The organism is Nocardioides sp. cx-173 (assembly GCF_021117365.1).
Lineage (GTDB): Bacteria > Actinomycetota > Actinomycetes > Propionibacteriales > Nocardioidaceae > Nocardioides.
In genome coordinates this window covers 3,673,675-3,689,510 of sequence record NZ_CP088262.1, presented here as the reverse complement: position 1 = coordinate 3,689,510, position 15,836 = coordinate 3,673,675, and the positions used below count along the sequence as shown (strand labels likewise).

General features: G+C 69.1%; 17 protein-coding genes. 12 read left to right on the top strand and 5 right to left on the bottom strand.

The window, feature by feature from the left end; translation table 11 throughout:
• Positions 1–4 precede the first annotated feature (4 nt).
• The 4 genes from LQ940_RS18055 (at position 5) to LQ940_RS18040 (ending at position 2,766) form a co-directional block, all read left to right on the top strand.
• Positions 5–961 (top strand): asparaginase, encoded by a 957-nt coding sequence (locus tag LQ940_RS18055; protein ID WP_231244681.1) that lies wholly within the window; start codon positions 5–7, stop codon positions 959–961.
• A gap of 343 nt (positions 962–1,304) precedes the next feature.
• Positions 1,305–1,682, top strand: coding sequence for a helix-turn-helix domain-containing protein (locus tag LQ940_RS18050; protein ID WP_231244682.1), 378 nt, complete (start codon positions 1,305–1,307; stop codon positions 1,680–1,682).
• Between the two features lie 37 nt (positions 1,683–1,719).
• Positions 1,720–2,391: a hypothetical protein gene (locus tag LQ940_RS18045; RefSeq protein ID WP_231244683.1), complete on the top strand. Its 672-nt coding sequence runs from the start codon at positions 1,720–1,722 to the stop codon at positions 2,389–2,391.
• A 102-nt stretch (positions 2,392–2,493) separates the two neighbouring features.
• Positions 2,494–2,766: a DUF2516 family protein gene (locus LQ940_RS18040; RefSeq protein WP_231244684.1), complete on the top strand. Its 273-nt coding sequence runs from the start codon at positions 2,494–2,496 to the stop codon at positions 2,764–2,766.
• Positions 2,767–2,771: 5 nt separating this feature from the next.
• Here the strand turns inward: LQ940_RS18040 and LQ940_RS18035 are convergent, their stop codons facing one another.
• Complete coding sequence (locus LQ940_RS18035) at positions 2,772–4,163, bottom strand: sugar nucleotide-binding protein (RefSeq protein WP_231244685.1); 1,392 nt, start codon at positions 4,161–4,163, stop codon at positions 2,772–2,774.
• A 197-nt stretch (positions 4,164–4,360) separates the two neighbouring features.
• Complete coding sequence (rfbB, locus tag LQ940_RS18030) at positions 4,361–5,359, bottom strand: dTDP-glucose 4,6-dehydratase (protein ID WP_231244686.1); 999 nt, start codon at positions 5,357–5,359, stop codon at positions 4,361–4,363.
• A 22-nt stretch (positions 5,360–5,381) separates the two neighbouring features.
• On the opposite strand from rfbB, the gene rfbA reads away from it, so the two are divergent.
• Positions 5,382–6,260: a glucose-1-phosphate thymidylyltransferase RfbA gene (gene rfbA / locus LQ940_RS18025; RefSeq protein ID WP_231244687.1), complete on the top strand. Its 879-nt coding sequence runs from the start codon at positions 5,382–5,384 to the stop codon at positions 6,258–6,260.
• Positions 6,261–6,270: 10 nt separating this feature from the next.
• On the opposite strand, the gene LQ940_RS21905 is transcribed toward rfbA, so the two are convergent.
• From LQ940_RS21905 to LQ940_RS18010, 3 genes are all read right to left on the bottom strand, one after another.
• Positions 6,271–6,813: a transposase gene (locus tag LQ940_RS21905; protein ID WP_269217217.1), complete on the bottom strand. Its 543-nt coding sequence runs from the start codon at positions 6,811–6,813 to the stop codon at positions 6,271–6,273.
• Positions 6,810–7,484 (bottom strand): IS110 family transposase, encoded by a 675-nt coding sequence (locus LQ940_RS21900; protein WP_231365044.1) that lies wholly within the window; start codon positions 7,482–7,484, stop codon positions 6,810–6,812. The genes LQ940_RS21905 and LQ940_RS21900 overlap by 4 nt, the downstream gene beginning before the upstream one ends.
• A 265-nt stretch (positions 7,485–7,749) precedes the next feature.
• Entirely contained in the window at positions 7,750–9,165 is a 1,416-nt protein-coding gene (locus LQ940_RS18010; protein WP_231245138.1) for a sugar transferase, read from the bottom strand.
• Between the two features lie 372 nt (positions 9,166–9,537).
• Here LQ940_RS18010 and LQ940_RS18005 point away from each other — a divergent pair, with 372 nt between their 5' ends.
• The 7 genes from LQ940_RS18005 to LQ940_RS17975 all read left to right on the top strand — a co-directional run bounded on the left by LQ940_RS18005 (position 9,538) and on the right by LQ940_RS17975 (position 15,758).
• The gene (locus LQ940_RS18005) at positions 9,538–10,296 is read left to right on the top strand and encodes an FkbM family methyltransferase (protein WP_231245139.1); all 759 of its coding nucleotides are present in this window, start codon (positions 9,538–9,540) and stop codon (positions 10,294–10,296) included.
• Between the two features lie 198 nt (positions 10,297–10,494).
• Complete coding sequence (locus tag LQ940_RS18000) at positions 10,495–11,226, top strand: FkbM family methyltransferase (protein ID WP_231245140.1); 732 nt, start codon at positions 10,495–10,497, stop codon at positions 11,224–11,226.
• 256 nt (positions 11,227–11,482) lie between these two features.
• Positions 11,483–12,487, top strand: coding sequence for a UDP-glucose 4-epimerase GalE (gene galE, locus LQ940_RS17995; RefSeq protein WP_231245141.1), 1,005 nt, complete (start codon positions 11,483–11,485; stop codon positions 12,485–12,487).
• Positions 12,488–12,782: 295 nt separating this feature from the next.
• Positions 12,783–13,700, top strand: a complete 918-nt coding sequence (locus LQ940_RS17990) for a glucosyl-3-phosphoglycerate synthase (protein WP_231245142.1) — start codon at positions 12,783–12,785, stop codon at positions 13,698–13,700.
• Positions 13,697–14,560 (top strand): dihydropteroate synthase, encoded by an 864-nt coding sequence (folP, locus tag LQ940_RS17985; RefSeq protein WP_231245143.1) that lies wholly within the window; start codon positions 13,697–13,699, stop codon positions 14,558–14,560. The genes LQ940_RS17990 and folP overlap by 4 nt, the downstream gene beginning before the upstream one ends.
• On the top strand, positions 14,557–15,075 hold the full coding sequence (locus tag LQ940_RS17980) for a hypothetical protein (protein ID WP_231245144.1): 519 nt from the start codon (positions 14,557–14,559) through the stop codon (positions 15,073–15,075). Before folP ends, LQ940_RS17980 begins: the two co-directional genes overlap by 4 nt.
• Positions 15,072–15,758, top strand: a complete 687-nt coding sequence (locus LQ940_RS17975) for a dihydrofolate reductase family protein (protein ID WP_231245145.1) — start codon at positions 15,072–15,074, stop codon at positions 15,756–15,758. The genes LQ940_RS17980 and LQ940_RS17975 overlap by 4 nt, the downstream gene beginning before the upstream one ends.
• The last annotated feature ends 78 nt before the right edge of the window (positions 15,759–15,836 follow it).

The following is a 15,836-nucleotide window of genomic DNA, read 5'->3' as shown; positions in this document are numbered from 1 at the left end:
GCGCGTGACCGCCCCGGTTGTCGCCGAGATCGTCCGGTCCGGCTTCGTCGAGGGCCACCACTACGGCTCCGTCGTCGCCCTGGAGGACGACGGCGGGGTGGCCTGGTCTGTCGGGCCGGTCGACCGCGCGATGCTGCCGCGCTCGTGCAACAAGCCTGTGCAGGCCCTCGCCATGGTCCGGGCCGGGCTCGACCTGCCCGACGACCTCCTCGCCCTCGTGTGCGCGTCGCACTCGGGCGAGGACTTCCATCTCGACGGCGTACGCCGGATCCTCGCAACCGCCGGCCTCGACGAGTCCGCGCTGCAAACTCCGCCGGACTATCCGCTCGATGACGAGGCCCGCATCGAGGCGCTGCGCTCGGGCCGGCCGAAGACGCCGATCGCCATGAACTGCTCCGGCAAGCACGCCGGGATGCTGGTCACCTGCGTGGTCAACGGCTGGGACCTCGCCACCTATCGCGACCCGGCGCATCCGCTGCAGCAGCTGATCATGAGTACCTTCGCGGAGCTGACCGGCGTACCCGTCGAGGCCGTCGCCGTCGACGGTTGCGGGGCCCCGCTGCTGTCCACCACCCTCGTCGGCCTCGCCCGGGCCTTCCGCGCGCTCGCCGTTGCCCAGGACGGAGCGGAGGCCCGCATCGCCGGCGCCATCCGTCGCCACCCGGAGTACGTGTCCGGCACCCGCCGCGACGAGCTCGCGCTGCTCACCGCGATGCCCGGCGCCATCGGCAAGGCCGGGGCGGAGTCGTGCTACGCCGTGGCCCTGCCGGACGGACGTGCGTTCGCACTCAAGACCGACGACGGGGCGGCCCGCGTGCGTCCCGTGCTGATGGCCGCCGCTCTGAGTCGCTCCGGCGTGGACCGGGAGGTGTGGGTCGACGGTGACGCCGTGCGGCGCACGGGCGTGGTCGAGCTGCTTGGTGGCGGCGTGCCGGTCGGAGAGATCCGCGCGGTGTTCTGAGGTCGTCGCGCGGTCTCGACGCGGCTCGCTGCGCTCGCCGGCTCGACCAGCGAGGGGGTGGTGGTGGCGGGGTCTCGACGCGGCTCGCTGCGCTCGCCCGCTCGACCAACGAGATGACGCGGTTTGCTGCGCTCGCCGCACGACCAGCGAGGGCGTGGCGCCGGCGGGGGCGAGCCCCTCGGTGGTCGAGCCGCGAGCGCAGCGAGCGTGTCGAGACCGGGGCGCGACCCGGGCCAGTGCTTGCTGGGGCGCCTGCCGAATTCCCGCTTAAAACAGGGGTTTGTGCCTGATGTCACCGGCCCAGAGTTTGCATTTTGCTTGCTCTTGTTAGCACTATGGAGTCATGGCAAAGGGAAAGGTCGGTAAGACCGTCGAGTCCCTCGGTGACTACCTGAAGGAGCAGCGGGTCGCATCACGACTCTCGCTCCGTCAGCTCGCCGAGCAGGCCGGCGTCTCCAACCCCTACCTGAGCCAGATTGAACGTGGTCTGCGCAAGCCCTCCGCCGAGGTCCTGCAGCAGATCGCCAAGGCACTGCGCATCTCCGCGGAACAGCTCTACATCCGCGCCGGGATCCTCAGCCCGGAGGACGGTGTCGGTGGCTCGGTCGAGCTCGCGGTGCTCAACGACGCGGGCCTCACCGAGCGTCAGAAGCAGTCCCTGCTCGACGTCTACTCGTCGTTCCTGGCACTCAACGCCGGACGCACCCCCGACGACGACTGACGCGTACGCCCCCACCCCGCAACCGAAGGAGAACGCCATGGCCAAGGCCAAGTTCGACATCTCGACCCTGGAGCTTCCCCCCGTCGCGGCGAAGCCGCTGTATGCCGGCGTCGGCGCCACCGACCTCGCCGTCGCAATCGTGCGCGACTACGTCGCCGACGTGCAGAACAGGATCTCCGGCTACCAGAAGACCGTCACCGGCCTCGACTTCGAGCCGAAGGCGCTGCGCGACCAGGCCCTGACCGCCGTCAGCTCACGCGTCGAGGCGCTCTCCAAGGACGCCAAGGCCCGCCGCGCGGCCGTCGAGGCCCGTGTCGAGGCCCTGCAGGCCGACGCCCTGACCCTGCCCGCCAAGGTGCAGAGCGCGGTCAACGAGAACGTCTCCACGGTGACCGGCACCTACGCCGACCTGGCCAAGCGCGGCGAGAAGCTGGTCACCCGCGTGCGCAACCAGGAGTCCACGAAGGCGACCGTGTCCACGGCCAAGACCACCACCGCCAAGGCCAAGACCACCAAGACCCAGGGCGCCAAGGCCACCAAGTCGACCGCCAAGAAGGCGTCGACCACGGCCAAGAAGACCGCCACGACCGCCAAGAAGTCCTCCGGCCCCGCCCGCAGCAGCGCCAAGGCGACGACCACCGCCGCGAAGAAGACCGCCACCAACGCGGCCAAGGCGGCCACCGACGCCGCTCAGAAGGTCGGCGACTGAAGAGCACCCGACGACGGACAGCTGACGCTGTTCTGACGCGGCACGAGGCCCCCGGAGGTATGAGCTCCGGGGGCCTCGTCGCGCAATCGCTAGGGTGGGGCCATGGGACTGCAAGGTGACATCGCCGTCGTGCTCCAACTGGTGCTGCTGGCTGTCAAGATCTTCGCGCTGGTCACCGCGCTGACCTACTCGTCCGAGTCGTACGTCGCCGCGGGCAAGCTCACCAAGCCCGCGTGGGGGATCATCCTGGGCCTGGCTGTGGTGCTGCAGCTGCTGCCCGTCTTCGGGATGATCGTGAACCTCGCCTTCACCATCGCGACGATCGTGTTCCTGGTCGACGTGCGCCCGGCTCTGGCCGGGCTGCGCCGCCGGTAGGCCGGTCAGGCTGGGCCGTCCGCCGCGAGGTAGTCGCGCAGCGCGGGCAGCTGCTCGCGCGGCTCGAAGCCGGTCGCGCGGAGCTTGGCGAGCGACATGGTGCTGCTGGCCGGCCGGGGCGACAGCGACTTCCCGGCGCCGTACTGCTCCGTGGTGATCGGGTGCACGTCGTCGGCCGACCGCCCGGAGAGCTCGTAGACCGCAGCGGCGATGTCCGCCCATGACATGGCCGGTCCGGCGTTGCTGCAGTGGTAGGTGCCGTACGGCGCTCCGGTGTCGAGCAGGTGCCGGGTGGCCCGGGAGAGCTCGCTGGTGAAGGTGAGTCGTCCGATCTGGTCGGAGACGACGTCGGGCGAGACGCCCTGCTCGGCGAGTCGGCGCATCGTGCGCACGAAGTTGTTGCCCTCGCCGATCACCCACGAGGTGCGCAGGATGTAGTGGCGCCGGGCCGTGCCGACGGCGAGGTCGCCGGCGGCCTTCGTCTGGGCGTAGACCCCGAGCGGGGAGAGCGGCTCGTCCTCGGTGTGCTCGGGCACGGTGCCGTCGAAGACGTACTCCGAGGAGAAGTGCACAAGCGTGAAGCCGTGGGCCTCGGAGAGCCGGGCCAGCGTCGCGGGGGCCGCGGCGTTGGCGGCCCAGCAGCTCCGCCGGCCCTCCGGCGTCTCGGCGGCGTCGACCGCGGTGTAGGCGGCGGCGTTGAGAACGAGCTCGTACTCGTGCCACGGCCACGCGGCGACGGCCGCAGCGTCGGTGAGGTCCAGCTCGGCGAGGTCGACCAGGTCGGCCCCGGGGAAGTCCGCCTGCAGAGCGCGCCCCAGCTGGCCGAGGGCGCCGACGATCAGGGTCTTCTTCGGTCCCATCGGCACGACGTCAGCGAAGAAGGGGTTGTGCAGGTCCTTCTCGGAGATCTCGCTCTCGGCCAGCGGGATCGGCCACGGGATCGCCGCGGTCTCGTCGGCGAGGTTGAGTGCGGGGTACGCCGTGCCGGGTCGCCAGTGCTCGTTGACGAGGTAGCTGTAAGCGACGCCGTCCTCGAGCGTCTGGTAGCTGTTGCCCACGCCGCGGGGGACGAAGACGGCCACAGATGGGTCCATCTCGACGTGGAAGGTGGCGCCGAAGGAGCCTCCCTCGCGCATGTCGACCCAGGCGGCGAAGATCCGCCCGTTGGCCACCGAGACGAACTTGTCCCACGGCTCGGTGTGGATGCCCCGGGTGGCGCCGCGCGTGGCGTTGAACGAGATGTTGTTCTGCACCGGCCCGAAGTCCGGGAGACCCAGCGCGACCATCTTCTCGCGCTGCCAGTTCTCCTTGAAGAAGCCGCGGGCGTCCTCGCGGAGGTCCAGGTGGACGACCAGGAGGCCGGGGATGGGGGTGGTCTCGATCGTCAGGTCAGGCATGTGAGGGCTCCATGCGGTCGGGGTGGTTTCGAGGCTCGCTTCGCTCGCACCTCAACCACCGTAGGGGCTCGCTTCGCTCGCACCTCAACCACCGTAGGGGCTCGCTTCGCTCGCACCTCAACCACCGTGGGGCGCTGAGGGTTCGGTGGTGGAGGTGCGAGGAGCGCCAGCGACGAGCCTCGAAACCACCTGAGTCGTCACTGACCCTTGGAGGCGTAGAAGGCCTCGGTGGCCTGCTTGTGGGGGCGCCACCAGTCCTCGTGCTCCTGGTACCACTCGATGGTGCGGGCGAGGCCGCCCTCGAAGTCGGAGTAGACCGGCCGCCAGCCGAGCTCGTCGCGCAGCTTGCTCGAGTCGATGGCGTAGCGCAGGTCGTGGCCGGCGCGGTCGGTGACCAGGTCGAAGTCGTCGGCCGGGCGGCCGAAGTACTCGAGGATGCTGCGCACGACCTGCAGGTTGTTGCGCTCGCCGTCGGCGCCGATCAGGTAGGTCTCGCCGATGCGACCCTGCTGCAGGATCAGCCACACGGCGGCCGAGTGGTCCTGGGCGTGGATCCAGTCGCGGACGTTGGTCCCGTTGCCGTAGACCTTCGGGCGGTCCCCGTCGATCACGTTGGTGATCTGGCGCGGGATGAACTTCTCGATGTGCTGCCAGGGGCCGTAGTTGTTGGAGCAGTTGCTGATGGTCGCCCGGACGCCGAAGCTCCGGACCCAGGCGCGCACCAGGTGGTCCGAGCCCGCCTTGGCGGCGGAGTAGGGGCTGCTCGGGTTGTACGGCGTGGCCTCGGTGAAGCGCTGCGGGTCGTCGAGCTCCAGGTCGCCGTAGACCTCGTCGGTCGAGATGTGGTGCAGGCGGGTGTCGTGGCGGCGGGCCGCCTCGAGGATCTGGAAGGTCCCGACGATGTTGGTCTGGATGAACGGCCCCGGCTCGGTCAGTGAGTTGTCGTTGTGCGATTCCGCGGCGAAGTGGACCACCGCGTCCGCATCCGCGACCAGGCGGTCGACCAGCTCCCCGTCGGCGACGTCACCGACGACGAGGTCCACCCGGTCTGCCGGCAGGCCTTCTAGGGACTCCCGCGACGCGGCGTAGGTCAGCTTGTCGAGCACGGTCACCCGGGCGTCGGTCTCCCGCACCAGGTGATGGACGAAGTTGGAGCCGATGAAGCCGGCGCCGCCGGTCACGAGTACGTGTTCCACGCCCTCACCCTAGAGTCTGCGCATGCGCGGAATCATCTTGGCCGGCGGCACTGGGTCGCGACTGCATCCGATCACGCACGCCGTGAGCAAGCAGCTCATGCCGATCTACGACAAGCCGATGATCTACTACCCGATGTCGACGCTGATGCTGGCGGGCATCCGGGAGATCCTGGTGATCACGACGCCCCATGAGGCGGAGCAGTTCCGGCGGCTGCTGGGCGACGGCTCGCAGTTCGGGATCGAGATCAGCTATGCGGTGCAGCCCTCGCCCGACGGCCTGGCCCAGGCGTTCGTCATCGGGGAGGAGCACCTCGGCTCGGAGCCTGCGGGCCTGGTCCTCGGCGACAACATCTTCCACGGCGCCGGCCTGGGCACCCAACTGCGGCGCTTCGCCGACATCGACGGCGCTGCGGTGTTCGGCTACCGCGTGGCGGACCCGTCGGCGTACGGGGTGGTGGAGTTCGACGAGAACCGTCGCGCGCTCTCCCTCGAGGAGAAGCCCGAGAAGCCACGCAGCCACTTCGCGGTGCCTGGCCTGTACTTCTACGACAATGGCGTGGTCGAGCTGGCCAAGCAGCTGGAGCCGTCGGCGCGCGGCGAGCTCGAGATCACCGACCTCAACCGGATCTACCTCGAGCAGGGCCGACTCCAGGTCGAGGTGCTGCCGCGCGGCTCGGCGTGGCTGGACACCGGGACCTTCGACGACCTGAACGACGCCAGCAACTTCGTCCGCGCGATCGAGAAGCGCCAGGACACCAAGATCGGCGCTCCCGAGGAGGTGGCCTGGCGGATGGGCTTCATCGACGACGCGCGCCTCGAGGAGCTCGCCCGGCCGCTCGAGAAGAGCGGGTACGGCGCGTACCTGCTCGACCTGCTGGTCGAGGACCGTCAGGAGGGCTGACAGCCCTATGTCAAGCAGCCTCCTTGGTGATGAGGCTGAGCCGGCCGTGTAGGTCGGGGTTGTAGGGCACTTGGTCGTGCCAGCAGCGCCAGAGGATCCTGGTCCAGGCTTGGGCCAGGATCCTTGCCGCGTGGGGGTGGCGGCAGCCGCGCTGGCGGGCGCGGTCGTAGGTATCGCGGGCCCAGGCGTTGGCGCGCGGGGTGTCTTGAGCCCAGTCGATGAGCGCGGCGCGGAGAGTCTTGTTGCAGCCGCGTCGGTAGGCGACGTTGAGGTGTTTGCCGGACTGTCTGGTTGAGGGTGCGACCCCGGCGGCTGCGGCGAGCGCGGCGGCATCTGGGAAGCGGGCGCGGCAGTCGCCAATCTCGGCCAGGAGGGTTGCGGCGCGCACGGTTCCAGCGCGTGGGAGGGACTGGAAGATCGGGCCGTCGGGGTGCGCGAGGAGCGCTTCCTTGATCCGGGTCTCGAGGATCGATTGCTGTTCGCGGAGCTTGCTGAGCAGGTCGACCAGGGTGAGTACGACGAGTTCGCTGGCTTCGGCTGCTGGGCCGCTCACGCGTCCGGTGGCTGCGTTGCGCAGGTGGTCGACGAGATCGGCGCGCTCTGGCGACCGCAGTAGCCATTGGCCTTGAGCCAGTGCGCCATTCGAAGCTGGGACAGCCACGCGGCCTTGGCTTCGGTCGGGAACCGGCGCAAGAACGCCAGGCTGATACCGATGTCGAGCTGGCTGAACAGTCCGATCGCTCCGGGGAAGTTGTGCTGCAACACCGCCAACAGCTGGTTATGCACCGCAATCCGGTGATCGATCAAGTCGTGACGCGAACGCACCAGCATCCGCAACGCGATCGTCTCCTCGGTATCGGGTTGTACAACCGCCCAGCGTGCGGTGTCGGTGCGTAAGGCGTCGGCCAGGACAAACGCGTCGAACCGGTCGTCCTTGTTGCCTGCACTGCCGTAGCGCGCACGTAGCGACTTCACTTGACGCGCCGAGATCACCACGACCTCGAATCCGTCGCGGATCAGATGCTCGACCACCGGCCCGTCGCCACGTTCGATCCCGACCTGGGCCACGCCGTGACGGCGCAGCAAGGTCGTGATCTTGCCCAGTCCCGGCTTCGAGTGCGGGAGCGTGACTTCCTCGATGCGCTGCCCATCGTCATCGACGATGCACAACGCGTGGTGCTGCCAGGACCAGTCGATCCCAGCGAAAGTGGGCGTAGCCTCCATGATTAGTGCTCCTTCCGTATAGCCCACGGAATCAGCACTCCGGCCCCGGGACGTGACGGCCGGTTGGTCACTGCGGCACTCGCGGTGCAAAGCCCTATGGCCGGTCTGCACGTCCCGGGCCACCAGGCCCTGCAACTGTCAGCCAGGTCCTCACCAAGGCGGGACTGCGTCAGTTCGGCAGTGACCTAGCAGCACCGGGGTGCAGACAAGGCATACGCCTGTCTGAGACCTACGGTCCACCAGTGACGGTCCACCAGTGACCGGCTCAGTAGGCGCCGCGGGAGCTGAAGACGGCGCCGACCGTCTTGGCCAGGATCGAGAGGTCCTGGAGCATCGACCAGTTGTCGACGTAGTAGAGGTCGAGGCGGACCGTCTCGTCCCAGGAGAGGTCGGAGCGCCCAGAGACCTGCCACAGCCCGGTCAGGCCGGGGCGGACGTGCATCCGCCGGCCGACGTCACCCTGGTAGCGGGCGACCTCGCTGGGCAGCGGCGGGCGAGGGCCGACCAGGCTCATCTCGCCTCGCAGCACGTTGAAGAGTTGAGGCAGCTCGTCGATGGAGAAGCGGCGCAGCCAACGGCCGGGGAGAGTGATGCGAGGGTCCTCAGGCATTTTGAACAACACATGGTCGGCGTCGACGGCTGCGTGTAGCCGCTGAAGCTGCGCTTCCGCGTCCGTCACCATGCTGCGGAACTTGAGACATGGGAACTCGCCACCGTGTCTGCTGACCCGCGTCTGACGGAAGAGCACCGGCCCGCGGTCGTACAGCTTGATGCTCAGGGCGGCGATCACGAACACAGGGCTGAGCAGGATCATCAGGGAGGCCGAGCCGATGATGTCGAACAGTCGCTTGCCCCAGCGGGAGGCGTCCGTGGCCCGGGGTGGGTCGATGTGCATGAGGGGCAGGCCGCCGACGGGACGGATGCGGACGCGTTCGGCCGACACGTCCATGACCGAGGGTGCGACGACCACCTGGACGTCCTTGTGCTCCAGGTCCCAGGCGATCCGCCGCATCTGGGTGGACGACCCCAGCGCGCCGCTGGCGAAGAAGACGATGTCGGCTTCGTGCTCCAGCACCGCCGAGGTGGCGTCGTCGCTGTTGCCCAGGACAGGGATGCCGCGGCGCGTCTCTTCGTCGAGGTAGTGGGCGGGAGTAAGGGCGCCGATCACCTGGTAGCCGAGCCAGGTCTCTCGGCGGAGGACGGCGGCGATCTCGTCGACGTGGCTGGGCGACCCGGCGATGAGGACGCGGTGAAGCAGGGAGCCACGACGGCGCGCCGCGTGCACGAAGCGTCGCAGGAGCAGTCGGCCCAGGACCAGTCCGGGGATACCGATCGCGAAGGTGAGAAGGAAGAACCCGCGCGAGAGCGGGAACTTCACCAGGAAGCACCCGACGCCCACCAGACCCGCGGTGACGAAGCTGGACTGGACGACGCGCCTGTACTCGTCGGTGCCGGCGTCGAACACGTTCTTCGCGTAGCCGCCGCTCAGCAGGATCGTCGCGATCCAGCCCAGGACCAGGAGCGGGCCGACGATCCCGAGCCGCTCGGCGACGTCGGTGCTGGTGGCGAAGAGAGACAGGCGCTCGCGGCCCAGGACCCCGAGCATGGTGGCGACGGTGATGACCGTCGTGTCCAGTGCGAAGGCGGAGGTCGGAAGGTAGCGCAGCGCCCGCGAGGTCACCGACCTCTGACGCCTTGTATCGCGGTCCCACAAGAGGGTCATACGACTTCCAAACGGAGCACTGTGTAGATGCAGAGTGGCGGCGTTACCACGAGCTGGGCCCCCATGGACCCGAGAGCAATCTAGGGGCTGGACGGGTTTCGCGCATCCAAAAGGCCATAGTCGTCATGAATGTTCACGTTGTGCGCGGACTCCGACGCGTGATCGTCACATGCTTGTGAGGTGCAGGCCATCTGATGCCGCCAGCGAGGCACTCGTCGCCAGAGATAGCGCCGCTGCCCTCGCAGCTGAGGAGCATGCTTCTCTAAACTGCGGCGTCAGACTTTGGTCGACATTCGAGCCACTCGAGATGCTGCATGACAGAGTCTCCACATGGCCACTTTGAAGCGTCGTGCTGCGGACGCAATGGAAAAGGTTGTCGGAGCCCGTGTTGTTCGCCCGGGGCGGCTGGGAGTCTTGTATGAGCAGGAGTTCCTCAGCACCTTTCTTCGACGATTTCGCGTCGACATGGTCCTCGACGTGGGTGCCAACAGTGGTCAGTACGCGACCATGTTGCGCGAGAGGGCGGGCTACACGGGTGCGATCGTTTCGTGTGAACCCATCCCGGAGGTGGCCGCGACCCTTCGACAGAGAGCGGAGTCTGATCCCCTCTGGTTCGTCGAAGAAGCGGCGCTGAGTTCGGCTTCGGGGGAGGCCGCTTTCAACGTCATGAACAGCGATCAGTTTAGTTCTTTGATGGCGCCGGCGGGCGGCGCCGAGCACATCACTGGCGAGGCGAACAGGGTGAGCCGCCAAGTTCAGGTTCGACTCATGACGGCCGCCGACGTCTTGTCCACCTATCACGAGCGCCTCGGCTTCGAGAACGCATTCCTCAAGATGGACACGCAAGGCCACGACATGGAGGTTGTCGCAGGAGCCGGGCCATGGCTTTCGCGGATCGTCGGGCTCCAGAGTGAACTGTCGGTTCAGGCGCTGTATGAAGGGGCGCCGCGCTTCGATGTCGTGCTGAAAGCGTACGAAGACCTCGGGTTTGTCTTGAGCGCGCTGTTCCCGAACAACGGCGGGAACTTTCCTGCGATGCTCGAAATGGACTGCGTGATGCACCGGGCCGATGCCGAGTGGACGGGTTGACCGCGCGAGGCCCTCGTGGACGTCCTTGCGATTCAAGGGTGCAGGCAGGTCCTAGGACGAGATCGTGTGGGAGCTGAGCATTTGCGTCCTCCGAAGCCTGCTCCGGCGTGCGGCCTTGCGGACACGGTTGCACGCGATCAGCCGAGTCTTCGAGGCAATGGGCGATCCTGAGGCCACCTGCGCCGGTAGGGTCAAGGAATGACACCGGTGACCAGTTCCCTGAAGAGGATTCTCTCGCCCAAGGTGGCGATGCGGCTCCGGGCAGAGAAGAACCGGCGTGATCTCTTCGGTCTGCACGCGCCTGCTCGCGTCCTCGCTGACCTTGTCCCTCGCGACCAGGTCGCGGTGGACGCCGGAGCCAACGCGGGTCTCTACACGTACTGGATCGCGACCTCGGCAAGTCATGTCCATGCCTTCGAGCCGCAGCCCGCAATCTTCGACCGGCTGAAGGCGTCGGCTCCCAGCAATGTGACGGCGCACCGTGTCGCGCTTTCGGACACTCCGGGCACTGCGACGCTCCACGTTCCCGAGACCGGAAACGGCGAGGCGAGCCTCCACGCCCTAGGTGGAGGTCGGTTGACGACCGAGGTGACTGTGGAGCTGCGAACCTTGGACTCGTACAACCTCGATGACATCGGCTTTCTCAAGGTCGACGTCGAGGGCCATGAGGAGGAGCTCTTGCGTGGCGCCGCCGAGACTATTCGGCGCCATCAGCCTGTGCTCTTCATGGAGATCGAGGAGCGACACAACCCTGGCGGAATCGAGCGGATCGTCAAACAGCTGAGCGGCTGGGGATACCGACGAATCGCGTATATGCAGGCAGGTCGGATCCTTCCGTTCGACTCCTTCGACATCGCGCGCGATCAGACCGCCATCGATCCCGCGTCCAGTGAGTACGCGAACAACTTCGTGTTCCGCCCCGGCTTGTAGCCGTATTCCAGGTTTTCCGTCGTGAGGCGGCGATAGGCCGCTTCACGCGCCACGGGAGACGCGGCTCGGCAGGGCAGTCTGATCGTGCAGGAACGCTCCACCTAAGGGGGTGCATCACCCCGGGTTTCCGCCAGAGTGGTGCCGGAGTCCGTCGGTGGTGAGCACTTCTTTAGCCAGGTCCGCGGGGTCAACGCCCTGAGCCGTCACTCCGTCACGTCTTCGCGTCCGTGCGCGGTGCGTCGCTAGGCTGCCGGCCATGAAGGTTCTCGTCACCGGCGGCGCCGGCTACATCGGATCGACCACCGCCAAGGCGCTGGAGGAGGCCGGGCACACGCCCGTCATCCTCGACTCGCTGCTCTCCGGCCCCAAGGCGTTCGTGCGCGACCGGATCTTCTACGAGGGCGACGTCGCCGACCGTGACCTGCTGCGCCGCATCGTCGCGGAGCACCCCGACCTCGACGCGACGATCCACATGGCCGCGCGCATCGTCGTACCCGAGTCCATGGAGCTGCCCTACCTCTACTACCGCGACAACGTCGCCAAGTCGCTGGAGCTCTTCGACGAGCTCAACACGCTGGGCAAGACCCGCGTGCTGTTCTCGTCCTCGGCGTCCCTCTACGCCATCAAGGACGACTTCGAGGTGACCGAGGAGGACCCGCTGGAGCCGACCTCGCCGTACGCGCGCACCAAGCGGATGATGGAGCAGGTCCTGCAGGACATGGCGGCCGCGACCGACCTCAGCGCGGTCATCCTGCGCTACTTCAACCCGATCGGCTCCGACCCCGGCCTCGAGTCCGGGATCTACGCCAAGGAGCCCTCGCACGTGCTCGGACAGCTGGTGATGGCCGCCCGCGGCCAGAAGGACGCCTTCACGATCACCGGGACCGAGCACCCCACCCGCGACGGCACGGGCATCCGCGACTACATCCACGTGTGGGACCTCGCGAGAGCCCACGTGCGCGCGATCGAGCGGTTCGACGAGGTCATCGCCGCCGTCGAGGCGCCCAGCACGGTCATCAACGTCGGCACCGGCGAGGGCGTGACGGTGCGCGAGCTCGTGGCGTCGTTCGAGCGGGTCTTCGGCCAGCAGGTGCCGCTGAAGGAGGCGCCGCCGCGGCCCGGGGACGCCGTCGGTGCCTACGCGAACGTCGACAAGGCCGCCGAGCTGCTCCAGTGGCGCACCGAGCTGAGCCTGGACGAGGCGATCGCGTCCGCCCTCGCCTGGGGCGAGAAGCGCCGGGAGATCCTGGGCTACGAGTGACCCGCCCGTGAGGGAGTGACAGCAGGTCGAGGAGCGGAGGTCGCCGATCGGCGAGGCGCCGTCCGGGTCAGCGCGAGTGACGAATGGTGTCGACCACCGAGCGCAGCGCCAGCACCATCATCACGATGAGGGAGATCTCCAGGGCCGTCATGGTCAGTAGGTGCCCCTCGGCCGGCTGGCCAAACCTGCCACGCCCCAGTGGCCGTGGGCGGCCATCCGCCACGGTCGCGGCCAGCGTCCCGACCAGCGGTGCTCTCTCCGCCCGGGCGGATGGGCCACGGCTACCCTGCACAGCGTGCTTCGGACCGCTCATTGGGATGACTGGTCCCTCGACGACCTGCTGGCCGCCAAGGGGGAGACCCGTGTGAGCCTGGTGGTGCCGGCTCGCAACGAGGCGGCCACGGTGGGCGACGTCGTGACCCGGGTGCGCAGCGCGCTGGTGGACACGGTGGCGCTGCTGGACGAGGTGGTCGTGATCGACTCCGACTCCACCGATGCGACGTACGACGTGGCGACCGACGCCGGGGCGGTCGTCCATCGCTCGTCGGAGATCCGCCCGGACCTCGGCAGCGTCGGCGGGAAGGGCGAGGCGATGTGGAAGTCGCTGTTCGTCACGACCGGCGACGTGATCGTGTTCATGGACGCCGACCTGCTCGACTGGGACACCCACTTCGTGCCGGGCCTGCTGGGGCCGCTGCTGACGGTCCCGGACGTGGCGCTGGTGAAGGGGTTCTACGAGCGGCCGCTGCTCGCCGGGGAGGGCGGACCGCTCGACGGGGGGCGCGTGACCGAGCTGGTGGCGCGGCCGGTGCTGGCGCTGGAGTACCCCGAGCTCGCCGGGGTCGTGCAGCCCCTCGCCGGTGAGTGGGCGGTACGGCGCTCGCTCTTCGAGACGCTCTGGGTGCCGACCGGGTACGCCGTCGAGCTCGCCGCGCTGATCGACACCCTCGCCGCGCGCGGGCCGGACGCGATCGCGCAGGTCGACCTCGGGCGACGCGCGCACGCCCACCAGGAGCTGCTGGACCTCGGCGCGATGGCGACCCAGATCCTCGCGGCCGTGGCGAAGCGCCGGGCTGGTGTCGAGGCGCACGCCTTGACCACCGAGGGGGACCAGGTCGTGCAGCTGCGGCAGTACCGCTCCGAGGAGGGTGTGATCGTGCCGATCGAGAGGGTGGTCCACGTCGGTGAGCGGCCACCTGCGGTGAGCGCATGACACTGCGTCTGGGACGTCATTCCTTCGCCGACGACGCCACCTTGATGATGGCGATCGTCAACCGCACCCCCGACTCCTTCTACGACCGGGGCGCCACCTGGGCGGAGGACAAGGCCTTCGAGCGGGTCCGGCTCGTGGTCGAGCAGGGCGCCGAGATCGTCGACATCGGGGGCATCAAGGCCGCGCCCGGCGTCGAGATCGATGCCGCCGAGGAGAAGGCACGGGTGGTGGACTTCGTCGCCCGCGTGCGGGAGAGCTTCCCGGGCCTGGTGATCTCCGTCGACACCTGGCGGGCCGAGGTCGGCCGGGCCGCCTGCGAAGCCGGAGCGGACGTCCTCAACGACGCCTGGGGCGGTGCGGACCCCGAGCTGGTCGACGCGGCCGCCGAGTTCGGCGCCGGCCTCATCTGCACCCACACCGGCGGCGCGACCCCGCGCACGCGCCCCTACCGCGTCGAGTACGACGACGTCGTGCGCGCCGCGATCGACGACACCACCGCCTACGCCGAGCGTGCCCTGGCCGCCGGTGTCGCCCGGGAGTCGATCGTCATCGACCCGGCCCACGACTTCGGGAAGAACACCTTCCACTCCCTGGAGCTGACCCGGCGACTGGGCGAGATGGTCGCGACCGGCTGGCCGGTGCTCGTCTCGCTGTCCAACAAGGACTTCGTGGGCGAGACCCTGGGGCTCCCGGTCGGCGAGCGCCTCACGGGCACGCTGGCGGCCACCGCCGTCTGCGCCCTCGCCGGCGCGCGCCTCTACCGCGTGCACGAGGTGGTCGAGACCCGGCAGACGGTGGACATGGTGTGGACGATCGCCGGCCGGCGCCCGCCCCGCCGGGCGATCCGGGGGCTGCAGTGAGCGGCGCGCCGGTGCGCGTGGCGCTGGTGCCCGGCGTGCCGGCCCTGCTGCCGTCGTACCGCGGGATCGAGGACCCGGTCGCCGACCTGCGGGCCGCGTGCCTGGACGCGGTGCGCTGGCTCGGGCCGGGCTTCGGCGTGCACGGGTCCCTGCAGGGACTGAACGTCGCTCGGTGCCTCGCGGAGGAGGCCGGCGTCGCGGTGGACCTGACGCGGGAGCATCCCGGCAGCGTGCTCGTGGTGGCCAACGGGAGCGCCACGCGCTCGGAGAAGGCGCCGGGTCACCTGGACGAGCGTGCCGCCGGCTTCGACGAGGGGCTGCGGGCGGCGCTGTTGGCCGGCCGGACCGGCGACGTCGACGAGCGCCTCGCCCGCGAGCTCTGGGCCGACGTGGCCGCCCTCGTGTGGCTCGGCCGGGAGATCGAGGTCGACCCGGACTCGGTGCGTGTGGACTACGACGACGACCCGTACGGCGTGCAGTACTGGGTCATGCGCATGGACGGGATGTGGCGATGAGGGTGCTCGTCGGCCCGGAGACCGACGACCTCACGCGGATCTACGCCGCGCCGCGAACCCCGTGGCTGCGGGTCAACATGGTGTCGACCGTGGACGGCGCGGCCACGGGGGAGTCGGGCAAGAGCGGCTCCATCAACAACGCCGCCGACAAGCAGGTCTTCGACACGCTGCGCGCCCTGGCCGACGCGATCGTGGTCGGCGCCGGAACCGCGCGCATCGAGGGCTACCGGCCGGCGGACACGCCGATCGTGCTGGTCAGCCGGCGCGGCGACGTACCCGAAGGGCTGCGGGGGGCGCCGGCGGGCTCGGTGCTGCTGGCGACGACCGCCACGGCTCCCGGGCTGGGCGAGGCGCGCGACGTCCTGGGCCACGACCACGTCCTGACGCTCGGCGACGACCGGGTCGACCTGGCGCTGCTCAAGCAGACGCTCGTCGCCCGCGGCCTGGTCGACCTGCTCTCCGAGGGCGGGCCGTCCCTGCTGGGTGCGTTGCTCGCGCAGGGCGTCGTGGACGAGCTGACGACGACCGTCGTACCGCGCCTGGTCGGCGGCGACCACCCCCGCATCGTGGCCGCGCCGGCCCTCGACGTCCCCCTGAGCCTGCACACCCTCCTCGAGCACGACGGCACCCTCCTCGCGCGCTGGCTCGTCGAGCGCCCGGGTGGTTTCGAGGCTCGGGCCTAGCGGCCCTCGCACCTCAACCACCGTGGGGCTGCACGGTGGTTGAGGTGCGAGCGAAGCGAGCCTCGAAACCACCCGTCT